Origin of the sequence: Cupriavidus campinensis, assembly GCF_905397395.1 — a bacterium.
Classification (GTDB): domain Bacteria; phylum Pseudomonadota; class Gammaproteobacteria; order Burkholderiales; family Burkholderiaceae; genus Cupriavidus; species Cupriavidus campinensis.
On the sequence record NZ_CAJPVH010000070.1, the window covers coordinates 1 to 22,506 of the forward strand.

Genomic DNA, 22,506 nt, shown 5'->3' on the forward strand with positions numbered 1-22,506 from the left:
GCCGGTGGCTGTGCCAGTACCAGCCGATGCCGGCCAGCACGACGATGACAGCCACGGCGATCCAGGTGCGGCGGCGGGCCGGGCGGGGAGGGCGAGGCGGGCGCGGCGGGGCGGGCGGCGGGGCGGGTGGAAGAGATTGACCTTGTTCGGGGCTGGACATAGACCGGGAATCCTGGGGACGGCACGACGATGGGCGTACCTACGGGCTTGCTCGGCATAGGGGGCATTCGGCCCCCTATGGCGGCGAAGTTGCAGCAGTATGCCGCATCAGGCGGGCACCGCTGCGGTGCCATGGCCTGAAGGATAATGTGCCGCCGCCATCCCACCTATTTCGTGGCTGCCCGCTTTTATTACATCGGATTACGATGGCGCTGGGTGTAACCTCCGGAAACAAAACGGTCGGGGCAAATCGCCATGTGGCGCCGCCGGTCTGACTATCATGTGGCTATGCGAACGAACCAGCCTACCCAGATCCTCGTCGTCGACGACGATCCCGAACTGCGCGACCTCCTGCGCGAATACCTGACCAGCCAGGGCTTTGCCGTCTCGGTCCTGCACGATGGCGACGGCCTCCACGCCCGCCTCGAGCGCGAGCGGCCGGCGCTGATCGTGCTCGACCTGATGATGCCGAAGGTGGACGGCCTGACCGCGCTGCGCAACCTGCGCGCCAAGAACGACGACATCCCGGTGATCCTGCTCACTGCGCGCAGCGACGAGATCGACCGCATCGTCGGGCTCGAAATCGGCGCGGACGACTACCTCGGCAAGCCGTTCTCGCCGCGCGAGCTGCTGGCGCGCATCAACGCGGTGCTGCGGCGCAAGCTGGCGCGCCCGGCCGCCGCGCCCGAGGACCGCGAGTCGGTGGCGTTCGGGCCGTTCCGGGTCAATTTCCGGCTGCGCACGCTGCTGCGCAGCGACCAGGCGGTGCAGATCAGCGATACCGAGTTCGCGCTGCTCAAGCTGCTGCTGTCGCACCCGCTGGAAGTGCTCTCGCGCGAACGCATCGTCGAGCTGATGTATGGCAGTTCCAGCGGCATCAGCGACCGCGGCATCGACGTGCAGATCTGGCGCCTGCGCCGCCTGCTCGACGAAGACGCGCAGCGTCCGCGCTATATCCAGACCGTACGGGGCCGGGGCTACACCTTCGTGCCTGACGAAGCCGAGGACAGCATTCCGCAATGAAGCTGAGGATCGACACCCTGTTCGGCCGCATGGCGCTGCTGATCGCGGCCGTGCTGTTCATCAGCCATTTCTCGTGGCTGGCCATCCTGCGCATGGACCGCCGGCAGCAGCAGATTGACTATTCGGTCGAGCAGATGATGTTCCAGCTGCAGAGCATCGAGCGCGCGCTCGACGCGAAGCCGCCGGTGGCGCTGCCGAGCCTGATCGAGGTGGCCGACACCGCCGCGGCTGACGAGCATTCGGCCGAGCCGGCGCCGGGCCGCCCGCGCCGGCTGGTGGAGCAGTTCGTGCGCCAGTTGCCCGCCGGCACGCAGATCCGGCTTGAGGACGAGACCACGCCACGCCTCTGGATCAAGCTGCCCACGCGCGCGCAGTGGATCGCCATGCCGATCCTGTTCGTGCACAATCCGCCGCCCGACAACCGCATGCTGCCCGGCGTGGTGCTGGTGGTGGGGGTGGCGATCGTCTTCGCGCTGCTGATTGCGTGGCAGATCCAGCGCCCGGTGCGCGACATGGCCGAAGCCGCCGAGCAGCTTTCCCGCCAGCACGCGGTCAAGCCGCTGCGCGAGCGCGGGCCGCATGAGCTGCGCCAGTTGATCGTGCGTTTCAATCGGATGGTGGCGGACCTCGCGCGCATCGACCAGGAGCGCAACACCATGCTGGCCGGCATCGCCCATGACCTGAAGACGCCGCTGGCGCGGCTGCGGTTGCGCGCCGAGATGCTGTCCGACCCCAAGGCGGCCGCCGGCGTGACCCGCGACGTGGACTCCATGGCGGCGATCGTCGAGCAGTTCCTCAGCTTCGCCCAGAGCAGCGAGCCGACTGCCCGCCCGGTGCCGGTGGACAAGCGCATCGGCGAACTGGCGTTGTCGCTGCAGGAGCAGGACCGTACCGTGGTGCTGGAGTTGGCCGCCGGCGAGGGCTTCCGGATGATCGCCACCCAGCTCGACCGCATCATCGGCAACCTCGTCGATAACGCCTATGCCTATGGCGCGCCGCCCGTCTGCGTGGCGACGGCGCGGGCGCCGGATGGCTGGCGGCTGACGGTGGAAGACCAGGGACCCGGGATTCCGGAAGAGGCCATGGAGCGCGTGACGCTGCCGTTCGTGCGGCTGGACCCGGCGCGCGGCGGCAATGCCCACTCGGGGCTCGGGCTGGCCATTGTGGACCGCCTGGTGCGGCAGGCCGGCGGGCGGCTGACGCTGCTCAACCGGCCCGACGGCGGCCTGCGCGTGGAGATGGTGTTCCCGTTCGCGGCGCTGGCACAGGCCGCGTAGGCAGACCTAGACCTTCTTCTTCTCGCCGATCCGGCTTTCCTTGCCGGCCAGCAGCTTGGCGATGTTCTGGCGATGGCGCACCACCAGCAGTACGCTGATCACGAAGACCGCGCCGGTGATGATGTCCACGCCGAACATCAGCACGTAGAAGAACGGGGCGAAGATGGCCGATATCAGCGCGGCCAGCGACGAATAGCGGAAGAAGAACGCGATGATCAGCCATGTGGCCAGCGTGCCGGCGCCCAGCAGCGGATGGATCGCGAACAGGATGCCGGCGGCCGTGGCCACGCCCTTGCCACCCGCGAAGCGGTGGAACACCGGGAACAGGTGGCCCAGGAACACGCCCAGCGCCGCCAGCGCCACGCCCGAGTCCTCCAGCCCGTAGCCCGGGCCGAAGTGCCGGGCCAGCCAGACCGCGAACCAGCCCTTCAGGCCATCGCCAATCAGCGTCAGGATGGCCGCCTTCTTGTTGCCCGTGCGCAGCACGTTGGTGGCGCCGGGGTTGCCCGAGCCGTAGCTGTGCGGGTCCGGCAGACCCATGAGCTTGCTGACCACGACGGCAAAGGACACCGACCCGATCAGGTAGGCGACGACGGCGAATAGCAGGTTGACCATTGCAGGGAAATTTTTTGGGGGTTTCAGGCTGGCGCGATTGTAGCGCGCCCGCTCGCCTCAGTCAGTGAGGCAGCATTCAGTCCCGGCTCAGTCCCGACTCAGTCCGATTTCAGTCCGGCAGCGCGCACTCGACCGGCCTGGCATCCAGCAGCCGGGTCAGCACCTCCGGCGCGATGCTGACCAGATAGCCGCGCCGCCCACCGTTGATATAGATCCGCTCCAGCGCCAGCACGCCCGCCTCCACATAGACCGGCATCCGCTTTTTGGTGCCGAACGGCGACGTGCCGCCGACCATGAAGCCGCTGTGGCGCTGCGCCACCTCGGGCTTGCACGGCTGCACGCTCTTGCAGCCAATCTGTCGCGCGAGGTTCTTGGTCGAGACCGAGCAGTCGCCGTGCATCAGCACGATCAGCGGCTGCGCGCGTTCGTCCTCCATGACCAGGGTCTTGACCACGTCGTGCTCGGGCACGCCGAGCTGGCGGGCAGACTCGCCGGTGCCGCCGTGGTCGACATATTCATAGGGATGCTCGCCGAAATCCACGCCATGCCGGCGCAGCATCTGCGTGGCGGGGGTCTCGGAGATATGTTTCGCTTTGCTCATGAGGCGCGGCGCGGCTGGGGGCTAGCCGCGCGGATGGTGGTGGAGATGCAGCTCGCGCAGGCGCTCGCGCGCCACGTGCGTGTAGATCTGCGTGGTGGAGATATCGGCATGGCCCAGCAGCAGCTGCACCACGCGCAGGTCGGCGCCATGGTTCAGCAGGTGCGTGGCGAACGCGTGCCGCAGCGTATGTGGCGAAAGCGGCGCATGGATACCGCCCTCGCGCGCGTGTTTCTTGATCAGGTGCCAGAAGGTCTGGCGCGTCATGCCCTCGCCGCGTTGGGTGACGAACAGCGCGTCGCAGGCGCGGCCGGCCAGCAGCGCGGGGCGCGACTCGGCCAGGTAGCGGCGCAGCCAGTCCCCGGCCTGCGCGCCGAACGGCACCAGCCGCTCCTTGTTGCCCTTGCCGCCCACGATGCGCGCCACGCCCTCGTTCAGGCCGATTTCCACGGTCTTCATGCTGGTCAGCTCGGACACCCGCAGCCCGCTCGCATACATCAGTTCGAGCATGGTGCGGTCCCGCAGGCCCAGCGGCGTGGCGGTATCGGGGGTTTCGAGCAGCGCCTCGACCTGGGCTTCGGTGAGCGTCTTCGGAAAGCGTGGCGGCTGCTTGGCGGGGCGCAGCAGCAGGCACGGATCGGCCTGGATCATGTGCTCGCGCAGCGCCCACTGGTAGAAGCGGCGGAATACCGTGAGCCGCCGGTTGGCCGACGAGGCACGCGTCTCCAGGTGGCGCGCGGCGAAGTAGGCGGACAGCAGGGTGTCATCCACTCCCAGCAGCTTGCCGTGGGCGGCGCCGTGGAGCCAGCGCGCCAGCAGGGCCAGGTCGCGGCGATAGGCGTCGATGGTGTTGCGCGACAGGCCGTCTTCCAGCCACAGCGCGTCGCAGAATCGGTCCACCAGCGCGAGATCGGCGCTGGGATCGGTGCCGGCCGGCGCCTCGGCGTGCACAACCTCGCTCATAGCAGCATCGCGCCCTCGTGGCGCAGCAGCCAGCGTTTCACGCCGAGGTGGAAGCCTTCCTCGCCATGATGGGCGAAGCCCCCGAGCCCGTTGGCGGCCACCACGCGGTGGCAGGGAATGACCACCGGAAACCAGTTCTGCCCGCACGCCTGCCCCACGGCGCGCGGCATGCTCTGCAGGCTTTTGGCGATGGTGCCGTAGGTGGTCAGGCCGCCACGCGGCACGGCCGAGATGGCGTCCCAGACCTTGCGCTGGAACGCGGTGCCGCGGTGGGCCAGCGGCAGGTCGAACACGGTGTCGGGGTCGGCGTAGTAGGCGTCCAGCTGCGCGGCCACGCGGCGCGCGAGGGCGCTGGCCGGGGCGATCAGGTCGAAGCTGTCGGGCAGGTAGACGATTTCGTGGACGTGCTCGCCATCGGCACGCACGCCGATCTTGCCGAAAGGCGCGGGCAGGACGGCATCGAAGCGGTGGGACATGGCTGGCGGACGGCTGGGGTGATGACCCCGGATTTTATGCCGATTTCCAACCACTGGCTCCCCTCCCCCTTGGGGCGAGGGGAGCCAGCCTCAAGCGGCTTACTGCTCCAGCTTGATGTTCTGCACCTTCACAAGCGTCTTCATCTTGTCGAATTCCTTCTTGATCTCGGCGGCGTGCTGGGCCGGGGTGTTGCCCGACGGCTCGGCGCCGGCCGTGCGCAGGCGCTGGACGAAGTCCTTGTCCTGCAGCGCCTTGACGGCGGCCGCGTTCAGCTTGGCGATCACGTCGTCCGGCGTGCCGGCGGGCGCCACCAGGCCGTACCAGGCCGGGTCATTCGGCTCCTTCAGGCCCATTTCGGCGAAGGTCGGCACGTTGGGCAGGCCGTCCACGCGCTTGTCCCACGCCACCACCAGCGCGCGCAGCTTGCCGGCCTTGATGTAGGGCATCGACGACGGCAGGTTGTCCACCATGATCGGCACCTGGCCGGCCAGCACGTCGTTCAGCGCCGGGCCCGCGCCACGGTACGGAATGTGCACCATGAACGTCTTGGTCGAGACCTTGAACTGCTCGCCCAGCATGTGGCCGAAGCCGCAGGTGCCCGACGACGCGTACGAGTACTTGCCCGGGTTGGCCTTCAGCACGGCCAGGAACTCCTTGTAGTCCTTGGCCGGGAAGTTCGGGTTCACGGCGATCACGTTGGCCACGTTGGCCACGTTCGTGATGGGCTTGAAGTCCTTGATCGGGTCGTACGACAGCTTCGGGTTGCAGGCCGGGTTCACGGCCATGGTCGAGACCGTGGAGATGCCGATGGTGTAGCCATCGGGCGGGGCCTTGGCGATGGCGTCGGCGCCGATCGAACCACCCCCGCCAGCGCGGTTTTCCACCACCACGGGCTGGCCGAGGATGCGGCTCATCTGGTCGGCCACGCCACGGCCCACGATATCGGTGGTGCCGCCCGGCGCGAACGGAATGATCAGGCGGATCGGCTTGGTGGGAAAGCTTTGCGCGTGGGCCACGGAGGCGACCGAGGCGATGGCGGCAACGGCCAGGGTCAGTGCGGTTTTACGAGCGTGCATGAGAAGAGAGTCTCCCGTTCTGAAAGCCGGACGGATCGCGCCCGGCAAGGTCATAAAACGCCGGCGAGCGGTGCGCCGGCGGCGTTGCGGATTCAGCCGCCCAGCAGGCCGCGCTTGAGCTCGCGGTCCACCGGATGCTCGCCCAGGAAGATGCGCAGCACCGCCTGGTAGAAGTCCTCGCCCGGGATCGGCCGCCCGCGCGGGATGCCGTTGACGGCCACCACGGTGCCGCTGTCGGGAGCGTAGTCGAAGTTGATGACATCGCCCCGGCGTGCCGTGCCGACCAGGGTCATGTTCTGTTCGAGCTGGGTGAGGCGGTCGGCCAGCAGCTTCAGCTGCGGCTCAGAGTGGTTCTCGCGCAGGCCCGAGTTCAGCGCCCTGACGAAGGCATCGGACTCCACCTCGCGCAGCGGGCGGATCTGCAGCCGCTTGGGCCCGTGCGTGCCCAGCGCCACGGCGGCGTTGCGCGCGCGCTCGGGCAGGTACAGCCCGGCCGCGTAGCCCTTGATGACGAACACCGCGCGCAGCCCGGCGCCGTTCAGCTGCAACTCCTTGCCGCCGACGCGTGTGGCGTCATCGAAGCGCACCCCCTCGATCTCCATCGCCATGGCATGCGTGGAGATGGCCGACAGCGGCGACAACAGCCCCACGGCCACGGCCAGTGCGGCGGCATGTCTGCGCAGAGCGGTGGATCGGCGGGCGGGGACCTTCATGGGTGCGGCGGGCAAGACGAGATTTGGCATGCCATCTTGCCGGAGTTCTGGAACAATACCCATCCGTATCTGCCCTAGTCTGCACATTTGACCGTGCCTGCCGTGAGGGTCCCCCGCCCGCGTTCCCGGCTGCCGCATGCGTCACAAGGGTGGTCTGTTGTGCATAAAAAAACTAAAGAGACATGTCTTCAGCACTGCTGCTGGTGCCGGACTTCAGCCTGATCCTGATCGGCTGGCTGCTGGTCCGCTACACGCCGTTCGACCGCGCGTTCTGGTCCGGCGTGGAACGCCTGGTCTACTTCGTCCTGTTCCCGGCGTTGCTGTTGCAATCCACCAACAGTGCCAGGTTCGATTTCTCCTCCACCTCGGCCATGCTCGGGCTGGCGCTGGCCACCACGGCGTTCGGCGTGGTCACGGGTTACCTCGTCAAGTACGTGCTGCGGCCGGCCCCGCTGGACTTCGCCTCGGGGCTCCAGACCGCGTTCCGCTTCAATTCCTATATCGGGCTGGCCCTGGCGTCGCGGCTGGGCGGCAGCGAGGGGCTGGCGCTGATGGCGCTGGTCGTCGGCGTGACCGTGCCGCTGTGCAACGTGGTGGCGGTGTGGGCGCTGGCGCGGCACGGGGAGTCGCGGCTGCTGCGCGAACTGGCGCGCAATCCGCTGATCCTGGCCACGGCGGGCGGGTTGATCACCAACCTGCTCGGCCTGCATCCGCCCGAAGTGGTGGCGATGACGCTCAACCGGCTCGGCTCGGCCTCCACGGCACTGGGGCTGATGACGGTGGGCGCGGGGCTGCAGATGCGCGTCGCCACGGGCACCGTCGGCCCGGTGGTGTGGTGGTGCGGCGTGAAGCTGCTGGCGATGCCGGCCTTCGCGTGGCTGGCCGGACGCTACCTGCCGCTGACGGTGCTCCAGTACCAGATCGTGGTGCTGTTCGCCTCGCTGCCCACGGCGTCGAGCGCGTACATCCTCGCCGTGCGCATGGGCGGCAACGGGCCGATGGTGGCGGCGACGATCTCGCTGATGACCATTGCTGCCATCGTCACCACGCCGTTCTGGCTGGCGCTGGTCAGCTAGCGGAAGTCGGGGAGGGGTCCTGGGCCAGTGCCCAGTCGATATGCTCGCGCACCAGTGGCGTGGCGGTGTCCTGCCGGCCCCGCAGCGCGGCGCGGATGCGCCCGGCCAGCGCCGGATCGGTGCCGGACGCCGCGCGCAGGCTGTTGCCCAGCCCCACGGCGAGGTTGCGCAGCCAGCGTTCATGGCCGATGCGGCGGATCGGGCTGCCTTCCAGCCGCTGGTTGAACTCGGCCTCGGTCCAGTCGAACAGGTCGACCATGTCGGGCGCGTCGAAGCCGTTGCGCACGTCGAAGTCGGGCAGCGTGGCCCGGTGCGCGAACTTGTTCCACGGGCAGGCCAGCTGGCAGTCGTCACAGCCATAGACGCGGTTGCCCATCGGCGCGCGGAATTCCTCGGGAATCGGCCCCTTGTGCTCGATGGTCAGGTAAGAAATACAACGCCGGGCGTCGAGCCGGTACGGCTCCAGAATGGCGGCCGTGGGGCAGATATCGATGCAGCGGCGGCAGTTGCCGCAGTGGGGGGTCTCGGGGGCATCGGCGGGCAGGGGCAGGTCGACCAGGATTTCGCCGAGGAAGAACATCGAGCCGCCGTCGCGGTCCAGCAGCAGCGTGTGCTTGCCGCGCCAGCCCAGCCCGCCCTGGCTGGCCAGCGACACCTCCATCACCGGCGCGGAATCGGTGAACACGCGGTAGCCGAACGGGCCAATGGCCTGTTCGATGCGCGCCGCCAGCTGCTGGAGCCGGTTGCGCAGCACCTTGTGATAGTCGCGGCCGCGGGCGTAGAGCGAGAGCACGGCCGTGGAAGGATCGTCGAGCCGCGCGAGTTCGTGCCCGCGCCAGTCGTCGGGGCCCTTGTCGGCCCCGCCAGCAGGCAGATAGGGCATGCGGGCGACGATGGCCCGCACCGTGCCCGGCACCAGTTCGGCCGGCCGGGCGCGCCGGGTGCCGTGGTTGGCCATATAATCCATGTCGCCGTGGTAGCCCGCCTGCAACCACGCCAACAGGCCCGCCTCCGCGTGGCGCAGATCGACGTCGGCGATGCGGATTGCATCGAAGCCAAGCGCCGCGCCCCAGGCACGCATGGACTGCGCCAGGGCGGCCAGATCCGGTGGCGCCTGTGGCGAGATTTCAGTGGGGGCGGGTGCTGCGACATCGATCATTCCTGAATTGTACGCAATGCCCCTGCTCGAAGAACGCATCCTGACGCTGCCGGACGAGGCCGCCACCGCACGGTTCGGCGCCGCGCTGGCTGTCGCGGTGCAGGCCATGCCGCCGCGCACGGTGCATGTGCAGCTCTCGGGCGACCTGGGCGCGGGCAAGACCACGCTCTCGCGCGCGGTGCTGCGCGCGCTGGGCCACGCCGGCAAGGTCCGCAGCCCCACCTACACGCTGTGCGAGCCCTACGAGGTGACCCGCGCCGATGGCTCGCCGCTCACCGTCTACCACTTCGACCTGTACCGCTTCGCGGACCCCGAGGAGTGGATCGACGCCGGATTCCGCGACTGTTTCGCCGAGCCGGCGTTCAATCTCGTCGAATGGCCGGAAAAGGCGGGCCGCCTGCTTGGGGAACCGGACCTCCACGTGTTGCTCCAATCGGACATCCGCGCGCTGGAATCCGCCGCGGGCGCCGATCCGGAAGGCGCCGATCCCCGCATGGCCACGCTGCGGGCCTATACTCCCACTGGACTTATCCTGCTGAACGCATGCTGATCAAGCGACTCGCCACCGACCGACCCGATGGACCCGACGGACTGCTGCAGGCCCGGCGCAAGTGGATGGCGCAGGCTGCGCGGCTGGGCGCCGGCACGGTGGTGCTGACCCTCGTCGGCCCGCAGATCGCGCGCGGCGCCGGCATCGTGGCCGTGCGCGTCTGGCCCGCCGAGGATTACACGCGCGTGACCATCGAGTCCGATGCGCCGCTGGCCGCGCAGCACCAGATGATCCGCAGCCCGGACCGTCTGGTGGTGGATATCGACGGCCTCGACCTCTCGCCCACGCTGCGCGAGCTGGTGGCCAAGATCAGCACCAACGACCCCTATATCCAGACCGTGCGCGTGGGCCAGAACCGGCCGCGCGTGGTGCGGATGGTGTTCGACCTCAAGGAAGACGTCTCGCCGCAGGTGTTCACGCTGGCCCCGATCGGCAGCTACCGCAACCGGCTCGTGTTCGATCTCTACCCGGTGAATCCGCCCGATCCGCTCTGGAAGCTGGTGCGCGATACCGAGGACAAGCAGCGCCGCTTCGCCCAGAACCCGCCGCCGGCAGGCAGCGAGGGCGTGGCCGGCGCGCCGCCCGGGGCCGAGGAAGATGCGATTGGCGCGCTGGTGCGCAAGTTCGATGACAAGGACCAGCTGCCGCCCGCCACCACGGCGCCGCCGCCCGCTGTCGCGCAGGTGAGGCCCAAGCCTTCGTCCCCTTCCGCCCCCTCGGCGCCGCCGGTGCCGCCGCCGATGGCCCAGACCAATGTGCCGCCGCCCAGCCAGTTCAAGATGCGCCGCCTGCTGACCGTGGCCCTGGACCCCGGCCACGGCGGCGAGGACCCCGGCGCCATTGGCGCGGCCGGCTCGCGCGAGAAGGACGTGGTGCTCCAGATCGCGCACCGGCTGCGCGCCAAGATCGACGCCCAGCCCAATATGCGCGCGATGATGACGCGCGACTCGGACTTCTTCGTGCCGCTGAACGTGCGCGTGCAGAAGGCGCGGCGCGTGCAGGCCGACCTGTTCGTGTCGATCCACGCCGATGCCTTCCTGTCGCCCGAGGCGCGCGGGGCGTCCGTGTTCGCGCTGTCCGAGCGGGGTGCGTCCAGTTCGGCCGCCCGTTGGCTCGCCAACAAGGAAAACAACGCCGACCTGATCGGCGGGACCAATATGGGCAACAAGGATGCCCAGGTGGCGCGCGTGCTGCTGGACCTCTCCACCACGGCGCAGATCAACGACAGCATGCAGGTCGGCAAGGCCGTGCTGGGCGAGATCGGCGGCATCAACAAGCTGCACAAGGGCAGCGTGGAGCAGGCCGGGTTTGCCGTGCTCAAGGCCCCGGACATTCCGTCGATCCTGATCGAAACCGCTTTCATCAGCAACCCGGAAGAGGAGCGCAAGCTCAACGACGACGCGCACCAGGAGCAGCTGGCCAACGCCATCCTGCGCGGCATCAAGGCGTACTTCGCGAAGAACCCGCCGTTGGCGAAGAATCCGTCGGTGTAAGCCTTTTCGTGCTGGTCCGAAAACAAAAAGCGGCGCCCGAGGGCGCCGCTTTTGTCATGCGGAAGAGGCTTACGCGCGAGCCGTGCCGCGCGCCTCCGGGGCGTCGTTGCGGCTGGCGTAGCGGCCGGCGATCACCGAGCAGACGATCAGTTGCAGCTGGTGGTAGACCATCAGCGGCAGCACCAGCAGGCCCAGCGCGGGATGGCCCGCGAACAGGATCTTGGCCATCGGGATGCCGTTCGCCAGGCTCTTCTTCGAGCCGCAGAACACCGCGGTGATCTCGTCTTCCACCGAGAAACCCAGGCGACGCGCAACGAAGGTGGTGGCGCCGAGCACCACGATCAGCAGGATCGCCGCGATACCCATCACCGCGCCGATGGTCTGCCAGTGGTACTGGTGCCACAGGCCGGCGGCCGTGGCATCGCAGAACGACGAATAAACGATCAGCACGATCACGCCACGGTCGATCTTGCTGGTGATCTGCTTCTTCTTGGCCAGCCAGTTGCCGATCAGCGGACGGGCCAGCTGGCCCAGCGCGAACGGCAGCAGCAGTTGCAGCGCCACGCCGGTCAGCGCGCGGCCCAGCGGCATGTTGCCGGTGCCCGAGGCGCTGATCACCAGGCCCATCAGCAGTGGCGTGAGCGCCATGCCGATCAGGCCCGAGATGGTGGCGTTGAAGATGGCGCCCGGCACGTTGCCGCGCGCCATCGACGTCATGGCCACCGACGAGGACACCGTGGACGGCAGCACGCACAGGAAGAACACGCCGAGCAGCAGGTCTGCCGGCAGCTTGTCGCGCAGCGCGAACATCAGCACCACGCCCACCACCGGGAACACCACGTAGGTGAACGCCTGGACGAACACGTGCAGGCGCCAGTGACGCGCGCCGGCCACGAGCTTGTCGCGCGAGAGCGCTGCGCCGTGCAGGAAAAACACCAGCGCGACGCCAAGGTTGGTGACAATGCCAAGGTGCAGCGGACCGTCGCCGGTGCCGACCTCGGGGGCGATCAGCGCCACCGCAATCGCGGTCAGCATGATCAGGACGAAGCCGTCGATCAGGTCGTAGAGCTTTTTGAAGGGAGTGAGGATGGCGGACATTGGGGATAGTGCCTAAGGGTTTCCGCTTGGTATTGGACGCGAACGGCGTCTAGAATGCAAATTCATTTATCGTATTGATTCATCTGATCGTTGCATGAATTACACATTGCGGCAGTTGCGGGTCTTTCTGGCGGTGGCGGCGCACGGCAGTTTCAGCCGGGCGGCGGATGCCGTCGGCCTCACGCAGCCGGCGGTAAGCCGGGGCGTGGCTGAGCTTGAGGAAGCACTTGGCGTGCGGCTGCTGGATCGCACCACGCGCGAGGTGGTGCTGACCGATGCCGGCACGGCGCTGGTGCCGGCGCTGGAGCGGCTGCTCGGCCAGCTGGACGACACCCTCGAAGAAACCCGCCAACTGGGCGAGCGCTACCGGGGCCGCGTGGTGATCGCCAGTGCACCCACCATCTCCGCCCGCCTGATGCCGATGTATGTGGCGGAATGCGCACGTCAATACCCTGAGATCCGGCTGTTCGTGCGCGACAACGTGCAGGCCGATGGCCTGGAGCAGATCCGCGCCGGTGCGGTGGACTTCGGCGTGCTGATCGATCCGATGGCGCGGGAAGGGCTGACTATCGCCCCGCTGGCCACCGATCCGTTCTGCTTCGTATGTCGCCGGGATCACCCATTGGCGGGCGTCGAATCGGTCTCGTGGACCGCCTTGCATGGCCAGCGGCTGGTGCTGCTCGATTTCGCGTCCGGCAGCCGGCCGCTGATCGACCGGATCTTCGCGCGCCATGGCGTGGCGCCGCATGTGGTGCAGGAGCTGGGCCATTCGGCCAGCGTGTTCGGGATGGTGGAGGCGGGGATTGGGGCGTCGGTGCTGCCGTCGTTCTCGCTGCCGCTGCCGGAGGCGTCGCCGCTGGTGTCGCGCCCGCTCACGCCGCGTGAGGAGCGCAGCATCGTCATGGTCCGGCGCGAGGATCGCTCGCTCTCGCCGGCGGCGGCAGCGGTCTGGCAGATGGTCCAGACGCTGCCGATTCCAGCCGAAGCGGTACTGACTAATTAGTTAACAGCCTTATCCGATGCGCGGCGTGGCGGTCACCATGACCGCCTCCAGCGAGAAGCCGCCGTCCGGCTGTACCCGGTAGCGCTCGCGCACCTCGGCGGGTGCCTGCTGCCAGAGATGGCGGATGGCGGCCACCGCCACCTCGGGCGTGCGCATGCGCGCCACCCAGGTATCGAAATCAAGTTCGATGCGCCAGACCGGCGACACCGTCACGTCGAATCCCGCCGCCTCGCACAGCGCCGCCCACTGCGTGGGCGAAAAGTCGCGGATGTGTGACGGATCGCGCAGCAACTCCACCGACTGGAGCCACGTATCGCAGAGCGGATCGTCGGCGCCGGCAATATCGATCATCACCAGCTTGCCCTGCGGCTTCACCACGCGGCGGATCTCGCGCAGCGCGGCGGGCACGTCACGCCAGTGATGGGCGCTCATGCGGGAGACCACGGCGCAGAAGCTGGCATCGGCGAACGGCAGCGTCTCGGCCGCGCCCTGCTGCGTGGTGATGTTTGTCAGTCCTCGCTCACGTGCCGCGCCTGCCACCACGTCGAGCATGGACTGCGACAGGTCGTACGCCACCACCGTATTGGCCTGCGTCGCCGCCGCGAAGCTGGCATGGCCGGCGCCGCAGCCCAGGTCGAGCACGCGGCTGTGGCCCACCGGCTTCAGGTGGGCGAGGGCGGCCTTGAGTTGGTCGAGATCCGCGCCCTGGGCGTGGACCGCGCTGGTGAGATAAGCCTGCGCGGTGGCGCCAAACTGCGCCGCGACGAGTTCCTGCTGCTGCATGGGGTGCCTCATTGTTCTATTTGGACGGGAGAAAACTTGCCTTGGGCCCAAGGGTTCACGTACTGTAGACGGCACGTTTTCCCGGTACAAGTGACCAATTTATCCTGGTATAAGAAGCACCACTATGTCCGAGCCATCGACACCCTCATCGCGCGAAGCCGAACTCGGCGCCTTCCTGCGCGCCCACCGGGAGCGCCTCACCCCTGCCGATGTGGGCCTGCCGCCCGGACGTCGGCGCCGCACGCCGGGCCTGCGCCGCGAGGAAGTGGCGCAACTGGCCGGTCTCAGCGCCACCTGGGTGACGTGGCTGGAGCAGGGCCGGCCGGTGTCGATGTCCGCCCGCGCGCTGACCAGCCTGGCCCTGGCGCTGCGGCTCTCGCGCGCCGAGCACGCCTACCTGTTCGCGCTGGCGGGGCGTCCCGCGCCGCGCGATGACGCCGAGCCGGCCGTGCCGCCCGCGCTGCTGGCCAGCGTGCACGCCATCGCCGGGCCGGCCTATCTGCTCGATCGGCAATGGAATGCGCTGGCGTGGAACGCGGCGGCGGCCAACCTGTTTGTCGGCTGGCTCGATCCGGCCAGTACGGAGCGCAACCTGATGCGCGCGATGTTCCTGTCGCCGGCCTTGCAGGCGCTGGTCGAGGACTGGCCGCACCGGGCGGCGCGGCTGGTGGCGGAGTTCCGCGTGCACAGCCTGCGCCATGCCGAAGACCCGCCGACGCGGGCGTTGGTGGAGGGATTGCGGGCGGAGAGCGCGGCGTTTCGCACGGCCTGGGCCTCGCAGGATGTGGAGGAGCGCCAGGGCGGCCGGCGCGGGTTTCATCACCCGACGCGCGGCCTGCTTGCCTTCGAACAACTGACGATGGTGCCGCCGGCCGCGCCGGGCCTGATGCTCGGCATGCTGCTGCCGGCGGCGTAGCAGCGCTGTTACTTACTTCGGCTGCATCCGGATCGCGCCGTCGAGGCGGATCACCTCGCCGTTCATCATCGTATTGACGACGATGGCGTGCACCAGCTTCGCGTATTCCGCCGGGCGGCCCAGACGCGGGGGGAACGGCACCATCCGGCCGAGCGCGTCCTGCACTTCCTGCGGCATGCCCATCAGCATCGGGGTCTCGAACAGGCCCGGGGCGATGGTCATGCAGCGCACGCCGTCGCGCGCCAGGTCGCGGGCGATGGCCAACGTCATGCCGACCACGCCGCCCTTGGACGCCGCGTAGGCCGCCTGGCCAATCTGCCCGTCGAACGCCGCCACGGAGGCGGTGTTGATGACCACCCCGCGCTCGCCATCGGCGTCCGGCGTGTTGCGCACCATGGCGGCGGCGGCCAGCCGGATCATGTTGAACGTGCCGATCAGGTTCACACGCACGGTCTTCTCGAACGAGGCGAGCGGGTGCGGGCCATCCTTGCCGACCGTCTTGGCCGCCACGGCGATCCCCGCGCAGTTGACCAGCCCGGCCAGCCGGCCCAGCTTCAGCGCCGCATCGACAGCCGCCTGGCCATCCGTTTCGGACGCCACATCGCACTTCACGAACTGGCCGCCCAGTTCCTCGGCCAGCGCGGTGCCAGCCGCCTCGTTCAGGTCGGCGATGACGACCTTGCCACCGGCTTGCGCCAGCATCCGCGCGGTGCCCGCGCCCAGCCCCGATGCGCCGCCGGTGACAATGAATACGTTGTTCTGGATGTCCATCCGCCTGTCTCCTTGGTTTGCTGTGGTCAGATTGCCGTTTACGTTAACGTAAATTGAGCGTTATGGGAAAGCCGGGGGAGAAAAAACGAAGGCACGAACGAAAAAAGGCGACCCGGAGGTCGCCTTTTCTTTTCGGGTGCAGCGGTGTGGCGCGCTTACTTCAGCGCTTCGAACACGGAGGCCGTGATCTTGTCCACATCGCCCACGCCCACGATCTTGCGGTACTTGGGCGGCGACACCTTGGCCGACGCATCACCGTTGGCGGCCCAGTTCGAGTAGTAGTCGACCAGCGGACGGGTCTGCTGCGAGTACACGTCCAGGCGCTTGCGCACGGTCTCTTCCTTGTCGTCGTCGCGCTGGATCAGCGCTTCGCCGGTCACGTCGTCCAGCATGTCCTGCTTGGGCGGGTTGAACTTGACGTGATAGGTGCGACCCGAGGCCACGTGCACGCGGCGGCCGCTCATGCGCTCGATGATGGCGTCGAACGGCACGTCGATCTCCAGCACGTAGTCGATGGCCACGCCGGCTTCCTTCATCGCCTCGGCCTGCGGAATGGTGCGCGGGAAGCCATCGAACAGATAGCCCTTTTCGCAGTCGCACTCCTTAAGACGGTCCTTCACCAGGCCGATAATGATGTCATCGGACACCAGCCCGCCCGCGTCCATCACCTTCTTGGCTTCGATGCCCAGCGGCGTACCGGCCTTCACCGCGGCGCGCAGCATGTCGCCCGTGGAGATTTGCGGAATGCCGAACTTTTCGCAGATGAACTTGGCTTGCGTGCCTTTGCCGGCGCCAGGTGCGCCCAACAGGATCAAACGCATTTACGGGTCCTCAGAACAATTTGAATTCGGTCTTGCGGGGGTATCGAAGGAGGGTAACGCCGCAACTTGACGCAGGACTTACGCCGGCGGGTAATGCCGGCGTCACGTCTTGGTTGGCGCCCGGGCGCACTCGGCTGCCGAATGGCAGCGGGGCTCACGGTCTGGCTCGCTTTCTCTATCTCCCCACCGAGCCTTGTGCGGACGCGTTGCACACGCGCCCACGGGCTCTGTATCGGCAAGCATTATGCCACGGGCAGTACGGTTCGGATTCCGTTCAGGTTGCAGCAGTATGAACTTCCGTGCAGGAATGCTGTCACGGACCTTCCTGCGCCACGCTGCCGGCCCACAGGGCACGCACGCGTTCGAGGTCGGCCTGGGTGTCCACGCCGGGGGCGGGTGCCGCCGCCGTCACCAGCACACCGATCCGCTCACCGTGCCACATCGCGCGTAGCTGCTCCAGGGCCTCGGTCTGCTCGATCGGGGCGACGGCCAGCGTCGGAAACCGGCGCAGGAAGCCAGCCCGGTAGGCATAGAGGCCGATATGGCGCAGCACCGGCATGGCCGGCAGCGGCACGGTGGCGCTGGCCGCCGGCTGCGTGGGCACGGCGGTCCAGGCGTCGCGCGCCCACGGAATCGGCGCGCGCGAGAAATACAGCGCCCGGCCGAGGTTGTCGCACACCACCTTCACCACGTTCGGATTGAACACCTCCGCCACGTCATCGAGCGGATGCGCCGCCGTGGCGATCGCGCAATCGGGATGGGCGGCCAGATACAGCGCCACCTCGTCGATCAGGTTCGGGTCGATCAGCGGTTCGTCGCCCTGCACATTGACCACGATGTCGTCGTCGGCCAGGCCCAGCAGGGTGGCCACTTCGGCGAGGCGGTCGGTGCCGGACGGATGGTCGGCGCGCGTGATCACCGCCTCCACACCGTGCGCGGCACAGGCTTCGGCCACGGCGGCGGCATCGGTGGCCACCACGGTACGGCGCGCGGACGAGGCGTGGGCGCGTTCGGCCACGCGCACGATCATCGGGTGCCCGCCGATATCGGCAAGCGGCTTGTTCGGCAGGCGCGTCGAGGCGAGCCGGGCCGGAATCACGACGGTAAAGGCGGGAATGCTCATCGCGGGAAAACTCAGTTGCCAGCGGCCGGGGCGGACGGCTCCACGGGCACCACGCGGCCCGGCACGGTCTGGCGCGCTTCATCGGCCAGCATGACCGGAATGCCGTCGCGGATGGGGTAGGCCAGCTTGTCCGCGTGGCAGATCAGTTCCTGCGCGGCGCGGTCGTATTCGAGCTTGGCCTTGCAGAGCGGGCAGACGAGGATTTCAAGCAGCCGGTTGTCCATCGTGGGATTCCTTGTCGAGCCCGGTCGTCGCCCCGTTTGCTGCGGGGGCGGCTTGCCCCACGGTGACGGGCGTGGCGAGAGCCGGGTTGCGCGCCTGCACGGCGCGGCGGATTTTGTCGATCAGGCCCGCGTCGATCACGGGCGTGGTGGGGACGACCCAGATGCGCGGGTCGTCGAAGCGGTCGCATTTTACGGCATCCTTTTCGGTAATCAGGATGACGTCGGCATCGAGCGCCGCCGGGTGGTCCGCGAACGGGTCCTCGGCAAAGTCGTAGTGGTCCGGCAGCGGCAGCGTGGCAGGCTGGAGCCCGGCGCCGCGCAGGCTGGCGAAGAACCGTTCCGGATTGCCGATGCCGGCCGCGGCCAGCACGCGCCGCCCCGCGAAGGCGGAGAGCGGGCGCACCATGGCCGGGTCGCTCAGCTGCCAGGCATCGTCGAGTTCCAGGCGCATGCCGTAGACATCGGGTTTGTCCGGCGTGGCGCGGAAGTGGGGGTCGTTGATCAGCGTGGCGTCGCGCGGGCGGGTCAGCGGCTCGCGCAGCGGGCCGGCCGGCAGCAGCATGCCGTTGCCGCCCATGCGGGTGTCGAACATCACGATCTCGAAGTCGCGCTGGAGCTTGTAGTGCTGCAGGCCATCGTCGAGCAGCAGCACGTTCACGCCGGGGTGGGACACCAGCATGGTCTGCGCGCACAGCGCGCGGTCCGGATAGACCCAGACCGGTACGTCGGTGGCCCGCGCGATCAGCAGCGGTTCGTCGCCCACCTGGCTGGCCTGCGAGGTGGGTTTCACGCGGCGCGGATGCTTCAGCGACACGCCATAGCCGCGCGAGACCACGCCGGGCCGCAGCCCCGCCTCGGTCAGCGCGCGCGCCAGCGCAATCACGGCCGGCGTCTTGCCGGTGCCGCCCACCGTGACATTGCCCACCACGATCACCGGCATCGGCATCCGCGTGGATTGGAACCAGCCGTTGAGGTAGCCGTGGCGGCGCACCCGGGCAATCAGGCCGAACAGCAGCGAGGCCGGCCACAGCAGCCACGCGAACCAGCCGCGGCGCTGCCACTGGGCGGTGACGAAGTCGGCTACGGCGTGTCGGGGAGCGGGCATGCGGGCGGCGGAGGCGACGATAGGGCGGACGGAATTCGGCAACGGCGCGCCGGCTGGCGCCCCATCGATCAGTATGCAGACATTATGGGCATTGCGCGGCGCACGCCGCAAGCCCGGTGCGGATGGTACACCAGGTACACCAGCGGCCCGGCGCCGCCGGCGTGGGCCGCTGGGGATGCAACCTCAGGTCAGCGCGGCTGGGTGCTCTGCGTGGCAAAGGTCAGGCGCGACAGACCGGCCACACGTGCGGCTTCCATCACATTGATAACGGCCTGATGGCTCGCCTGGGCATCGGCATTGACGATGACCACGGGCGGCGGGCCATTGCCGATGGGACCGGCCGCGTTGCGCAGCTGGTCGGCCAGGCTCGTCACGTCCTTCTGTTCGAGCACCTGCTTGTTGACCGAGTAGACGCCACGGGCCGAGACCGACACGACGATCTCGCTCGGCCGTTGCTGGGCCCGCTCGGCGTCGGCGGTCGGCAGCTGGATCTGCAGCTCGGTGTAGCGCGAATAGGTGGTCGTGATCATCAGGAAGATCAGGATCACGAGCAGGACGTCGATGAGCGGGATCAGGTTGATCTCGGGCTCCTCGCGCCGCTGGCGGGAACGGAAATGCATGGCGGCCCCCCGCGGCTCAGGCCCGCCGCTGGGGCAGGATCGCGTCGAGGAACGTGGTGGCGCGGAATTCCAGTTCGGCCACGTAGTCGTCCACGCGGCGGCGGAAGTAGCGCCAGAAGATCAGCGCCGGAATGGCCACGATCAGGCCGAAAGCGGTGTTGTACAGCGCCACCGAGATGCCGTGTGCCAGTTGCTCGGGGTTGGCGCCGGTGCCGCCCTGGCTGCCGAAGATCTCGATCATGCCGATCACGGTGCCGAGCAGGCCCATCAGCGGGGCCACCGAGGCAATCGTGCCGAGCGCGTTCAGGTAGCGCTCCAGCTCGTGCGCCACGGCGCGGCCGGCTTCCTCGACCACATCCTTGGCGGCATCGCGCGAGGTATGCGGCTGCAGCACCACATGGCGCAGGCCGGCGGCCAGCACGCGGCCCAGCGGGGAATTCTTTTCGAGATTGTTCACCACCTCGGGCGTGGCCTTGCGCTGCTGGGCGGCCGACAGGGCCTCCTCGTACAGGCGGGCCGGCAGCACCTTGCTGCGCTTGAGGGTGAGGAAACGTTCGACGATCAGCGCGAGGGCAATGATCGAGGCGAGCAGCAGTGGCCAGATCGGCCAGCCGGCCGCTTGAATGATGGAAAACACGTGGACCCCCGAAATCTACAGAACCAACAGACCCGAAACGGACAGCGAGGTACCGGTGCGGTACCGCCAATGCGCGGCAGCCTTTGTTGCGCACCGATGGACCGGCGCGCCGCGGCAATGCTCGAAAAATGCAGGCGCCACTCTAACCCGCCCCTCGGCGCGCGGCAAGACACTCGCGCGCGTGCTGTCTCAGGCGCGCATCGGCCCGCCCCAGGCGGCTTGTGCGGCTGTCTGTGCGGCTGTCTGTGCGGCTTTCCACATTGGCGCGGGACAGTGCTGTGGACGGGTTGTGGAAAGCTGCCTGAAAAGCGGGCTAAGCCCTTGATTGGAAAGGGTGTCCGGAGTGTTGCATAAAAAGCAGGCAAACGCCGCGGGTGCGCGATGCACCCCGGCGGCGCGGGAGCGCGGATGCCGGCGCGGCGCCACTGTCCACAGCCGGGCGGGACAGGACTGTGGACCCGCTGTGGACAGCGTTCTGAGAAGCGGCCTAAGCCGTTGATCCATAACGGGGATCGAGGTCCTGCCTAAAAACCGGGCAAACGCGTGATTGGGGGGAGGAAGGTGGCCGAAGCGGCCCCTCGCACCGACCGCGCGACGAAAGTCGACCGCTTTCCACATGGATGCGGGACAGTACTGTGGATCGGCTGTGGATAAGCGCCGGACAAGCGGTCTAAGTCATTGATCGATATAGGTTTCCCTGCGATTGCTGAAAAATCAGGCAGTTTTGGTGCGCTGCGGCATTGCGGTGAGGGTGGGGCGACACCATTCCCGCCACCTGTTGCTGTAGCGCAAGCCGCGCGCAGCGACAGAAGTTCTCCACAGGCAAAACGCTTGACAAATCGATTATCCAGAACTTCTGTGGATAACTTTGTGAACAAGATGCGGTCGCTGGCCGTAAGTCGTTGACGCGTAAGGTTTTCTCTTACATTGCCTGTTTTTTGGTCCGACCCGATTCCTCATAAGAATCAAAGGCTTGTACGGATGGATGCGGCAATCCGAGCGATCACCACGGCGCGGGGTGAACCACTTGACACAGCGGGTATGCTGTGGACATGTCCATTCCACGCCGCCTGTGCGGCCGTGCGCCATGCCCGACTTTGAGAACGTTCCGCGCAACCTGCCGCCCGCCATGCCCGCGCGGACCCGAGAGGTGATCCCGGTCAGCGAACTGAACCATGCGATTGCCGGCGTGCTCGAGCGCAGCTTTCCGCTGGCCTGGGTGCGGGGAGAAATCTCAAACTTCACGCGTGCGGCGAGCGGCCACTGGTATTTCTCGCTCAAGGACGCCCGCGCGCAGATCCGCTGCGTGATGTTCCGGGGGCGCAACCAGCACGTGGATTTCGCCCCGCGCGAAGGGGAGGCGGTGGAAGTGCGCGCGCTGGTGTCGATGTACGAGGCGCGCGGCGAGCTGCAACTGGGCGTGGAGGCGATGCGCCGCGCCGGCATGGGCAATCTTTACGAGGCTTTCCTGCGTCTCAAGGAAAAACTTGCCCAGGCCGGTCTGTTCGATACCGAACGCAAACGACCCATTCCGAGCCACGCGCGCACGATTGGCGTGATCACCTCGCTCCAGGCCGCGGCCATGCGCGACGTGCTGACCACGCTCCAGCGCCGCGCGCCCCATGTGCCGGTCATCGTCTATCCGGTGCCGGTGCAGGGCGCCGGCGCGGCGGAGAAGATCGCCGCCATGCTCGATATTGCCAGTGCGCGGCGCGAATGCGACGTGCTGATCCTGTGCCGGGGCGGTGGCAGCATCGAGGATCTCTGGTCGTTCAACGAGGAAGTGGTGGCGCACGCGATTGCGCGCAGTGCGGTGCCGGTGGTGTCCGGCGTGGGCCACGAGACCGATTTCACGATTGCCGACTTCGTGGCCGATGTACGCGCCCCCACGCCCACGGGCGCGGCGGAACTGGTCAGCCCGGACCGCGCGCACCTGCTGCAGGCGGTGCGCCGCGCGCGCGATGCGCTGGCGCAATCCCTCGACCGGCAGATGGAACGCCGCGCGCAGCACCTGGAATGGCTGGCGCGGCGGCTGCGCAGCCCGCAGGCGCAGTTGCAGGAGCGGCGCGCCCGGGTCGACAATCTGGCCCGGCACTTGCGTGCAGCCCTGCGCGACACGGTCTCCGCGCAGCGCCATCGGCAGGACGTGCTGGCGATGCGCTGGCGCGCGTGCCGCCCCGACGTGGCGGCTGCGCAGGCCGACCTGGGCCGGCTGGCCGCGCGGCT

General features: G+C 68.1%; 24 protein-coding genes. 8 read left to right on the plus strand and 16 right to left on the minus strand.

Annotation, left to right across the window (positions count from 1 at the left end; genetic code table 11):
• Positions 1 to 447 precede the first annotated feature (447 nt).
• Together KHO18_RS25005 and KHO18_RS25010 are read left to right on the plus strand one after the other, a co-directional pair.
• Positions 448 to 1,182, plus strand: coding sequence for a response regulator (locus tag KHO18_RS25005; RefSeq protein ID WP_144197308.1), 735 nt, complete (start codon positions 448 to 450; stop codon positions 1,180 to 1,182).
• A complete protein-coding gene (locus KHO18_RS25010) occupies positions 1,179 to 2,459 on the plus strand; it encodes an ATP-binding protein (RefSeq protein WP_144197309.1) in 1,281 nt (426 codons plus the stop codon). Before KHO18_RS25005 ends, KHO18_RS25010 begins: the two co-directional genes overlap by 4 nt.
• Before the next feature lie 6 nt (positions 2,460 to 2,465).
• Here the strand turns inward: KHO18_RS25010 and plsY are convergent, their stop codons facing one another.
• The 6 genes from plsY to KHO18_RS25040 form a co-directional block, all read right to left on the minus strand.
• Positions 2,466 to 3,074, minus strand: coding sequence for a glycerol-3-phosphate 1-O-acyltransferase PlsY (gene plsY, locus KHO18_RS25015; protein WP_144197310.1), 609 nt, complete (start codon positions 3,072 to 3,074; stop codon positions 2,466 to 2,468).
• A 109-nt stretch (positions 3,075 to 3,183) separates the two neighbouring features.
• Positions 3,184 to 3,675 (minus strand): aminoacyl-tRNA deacylase, encoded by a 492-nt coding sequence (locus KHO18_RS25020; protein ID WP_144197311.1) that lies wholly within the window; start codon positions 3,673 to 3,675, stop codon positions 3,184 to 3,186.
• Between the two features lie 21 nt (positions 3,676 to 3,696).
• Positions 3,697 to 4,635 (minus strand): site-specific tyrosine recombinase XerD, encoded by a 939-nt coding sequence (gene xerD / locus KHO18_RS25025; protein ID WP_144197312.1) that lies wholly within the window; start codon positions 4,633 to 4,635, stop codon positions 3,697 to 3,699.
• Positions 4,632 to 5,111 carry a methylated-DNA--[protein]-cysteine S-methyltransferase gene (locus tag KHO18_RS25030; RefSeq protein WP_211944082.1) on the minus strand — a complete coding sequence of 160 codons (480 nt, stop codon included), beginning with the start codon at positions 5,109 to 5,111 and terminating at the stop codon, positions 4,632 to 4,634. The genes xerD and KHO18_RS25030 overlap by 4 nt, the downstream gene beginning before the upstream one ends.
• Before the next feature lie 99 nt (positions 5,112 to 5,210).
• Entirely contained in the window at positions 5,211 to 6,188 is a 978-nt protein-coding gene (locus KHO18_RS25035) for a tripartite tricarboxylate transporter substrate binding protein BugE (RefSeq protein WP_144197314.1), read from the minus strand.
• 92 nt (positions 6,189 to 6,280) lie between these two features.
• The gene (locus KHO18_RS25040) at positions 6,281 to 6,901 is read right to left on the minus strand and encodes a chalcone isomerase family protein (protein WP_244845077.1); all 621 of its coding nucleotides are present in this window, start codon (positions 6,899 to 6,901) and stop codon (positions 6,281 to 6,283) included.
• A gap of 182 nt (positions 6,902 to 7,083) precedes the next feature.
• Here KHO18_RS25040 and KHO18_RS25045 point away from each other — a divergent pair, with 182 nt between their 5' ends.
• Complete coding sequence (locus tag KHO18_RS25045) at positions 7,084 to 7,977, plus strand: AEC family transporter (protein WP_144197316.1); 894 nt, start codon at positions 7,084 to 7,086, stop codon at positions 7,975 to 7,977.
• Here KHO18_RS25045 and queG read toward each other — a convergent pair.
• Positions 7,970 to 9,136 (minus strand): tRNA epoxyqueuosine(34) reductase QueG, encoded by a 1,167-nt coding sequence (queG, locus tag KHO18_RS25050; protein WP_244845078.1) that lies wholly within the window; start codon positions 9,134 to 9,136, stop codon positions 7,970 to 7,972. The genes KHO18_RS25045 and queG overlap by 8 nt on opposite strands.
• Positions 9,137 to 9,152: 16 nt before the next feature.
• Between queG and tsaE the strand changes: the two genes are divergently transcribed.
• Both tsaE and KHO18_RS25060 read left to right on the plus strand, forming a co-directional pair.
• Positions 9,153 to 9,686 carry a tRNA (adenosine(37)-N6)-threonylcarbamoyltransferase complex ATPase subunit type 1 TsaE gene (tsaE, locus tag KHO18_RS25055; protein WP_144197318.1) on the plus strand — a complete coding sequence of 178 codons (534 nt, stop codon included), beginning with the start codon at positions 9,153 to 9,155 and terminating at the stop codon, positions 9,684 to 9,686.
• Positions 9,680 to 11,179: an N-acetylmuramoyl-L-alanine amidase gene (locus tag KHO18_RS25060; RefSeq protein WP_144197319.1), complete on the plus strand. Its 1,500-nt coding sequence runs from the start codon at positions 9,680 to 9,682 to the stop codon at positions 11,177 to 11,179. Before tsaE ends, KHO18_RS25060 begins: the two co-directional genes overlap by 7 nt.
• A 69-nt stretch (positions 11,180 to 11,248) precedes the next feature.
• On the opposite strand, the gene KHO18_RS25065 is transcribed toward KHO18_RS25060, so the two are convergent.
• Positions 11,249 to 12,277, minus strand: a complete 1,029-nt coding sequence (locus KHO18_RS25065; RefSeq protein ID WP_211944084.1) for a bile acid:sodium symporter family protein — start codon at positions 12,275 to 12,277, stop codon at positions 11,249 to 11,251.
• Positions 12,278 to 12,371: 94 nt separating this feature from the next.
• On the opposite strand from KHO18_RS25065, the gene KHO18_RS25070 reads away from it, so the two are divergent.
• Positions 12,372 to 13,280, plus strand: coding sequence for a LysR family transcriptional regulator (locus KHO18_RS25070; RefSeq protein WP_144197321.1), 909 nt, complete (start codon positions 12,372 to 12,374; stop codon positions 13,278 to 13,280).
• Positions 13,281 to 13,289: 9 nt separating this feature from the next.
• Here KHO18_RS25070 and KHO18_RS25075 read toward each other — a convergent pair whose 3' ends face one another.
• Positions 13,290 to 14,063, minus strand: coding sequence for a class I SAM-dependent methyltransferase (locus KHO18_RS25075; protein ID WP_211944085.1), 774 nt, complete (start codon positions 14,061 to 14,063; stop codon positions 13,290 to 13,292).
• 124 nt (positions 14,064 to 14,187) lie between these two features.
• On the opposite strand from KHO18_RS25075, the gene KHO18_RS25080 reads away from it, so the two are divergent.
• The gene (locus tag KHO18_RS25080; RefSeq protein ID WP_144197323.1) at positions 14,188 to 14,979 is read left to right on the plus strand and encodes a helix-turn-helix transcriptional regulator; all 792 of its coding nucleotides are present in this window, start codon (positions 14,188 to 14,190) and stop codon (positions 14,977 to 14,979) included.
• 12 nt (positions 14,980 to 14,991) lie between these two features.
• Here KHO18_RS25080 and KHO18_RS25085 read toward each other — a convergent pair whose 3' ends face one another.
• The 7 genes from KHO18_RS25085 to KHO18_RS25115 all read right to left on the minus strand — a co-directional run bounded on the left by KHO18_RS25085 (position 14,992) and on the right by KHO18_RS25115 (position 20,280).
• Positions 14,992 to 15,750 carry a 3-hydroxyacyl-CoA dehydrogenase gene (locus tag KHO18_RS25085; protein WP_144197324.1) on the minus strand — a complete coding sequence of 253 codons (759 nt, stop codon included), beginning with the start codon at positions 15,748 to 15,750 and terminating at the stop codon, positions 14,992 to 14,994.
• A 155-nt stretch (positions 15,751 to 15,905) separates the two neighbouring features.
• Positions 15,906 to 16,571: an adenylate kinase gene (gene adk / locus KHO18_RS25090; protein WP_144197325.1), complete on the minus strand. Its 666-nt coding sequence runs from the start codon at positions 16,569 to 16,571 to the stop codon at positions 15,906 to 15,908.
• Positions 16,572 to 16,884: 313 nt separating this feature from the next.
• The gene (kdsB, locus tag KHO18_RS25095; protein ID WP_211944086.1) at positions 16,885 to 17,694 is read right to left on the minus strand and encodes a 3-deoxy-manno-octulosonate cytidylyltransferase; all 810 of its coding nucleotides are present in this window, start codon (positions 17,692 to 17,694) and stop codon (positions 16,885 to 16,887) included.
• Between the two features lie 11 nt (positions 17,695 to 17,705).
• Positions 17,706 to 17,918: a Trm112 family protein gene (locus KHO18_RS25100; protein ID WP_092298073.1), complete on the minus strand. Its 213-nt coding sequence runs from the start codon at positions 17,916 to 17,918 to the stop codon at positions 17,706 to 17,708.
• A complete protein-coding gene (gene lpxK, locus KHO18_RS25105; RefSeq protein WP_211944087.1) occupies positions 17,899 to 19,023 on the minus strand; it encodes a tetraacyldisaccharide 4'-kinase in 1,125 nt (374 codons plus the stop codon). Before lpxK ends, KHO18_RS25100 begins: the two co-directional genes overlap by 20 nt.
• A gap of 188 nt (positions 19,024 to 19,211) precedes the next feature.
• Entirely contained in the window at positions 19,212 to 19,643 is a 432-nt protein-coding gene (locus KHO18_RS25110; protein ID WP_144197328.1) for an ExbD/TolR family protein, read from the minus strand.
• Between the two features lie 16 nt (positions 19,644 to 19,659).
• The gene (locus KHO18_RS25115) at positions 19,660 to 20,280 is read right to left on the minus strand and encodes a MotA/TolQ/ExbB proton channel family protein (RefSeq protein ID WP_144197329.1); all 621 of its coding nucleotides are present in this window, start codon (positions 20,278 to 20,280) and stop codon (positions 19,660 to 19,662) included.
• Positions 20,281 to 21,367: 1,087 nt separating this feature from the next.
• Here KHO18_RS25115 and xseA point away from each other — a divergent pair.
• Positions 21,368 to 22,506: exodeoxyribonuclease VII large subunit (gene xseA, locus KHO18_RS25120; protein ID WP_244845079.1), on the plus strand; the 1,139-nt coding region annotated here is incomplete at its 3' end.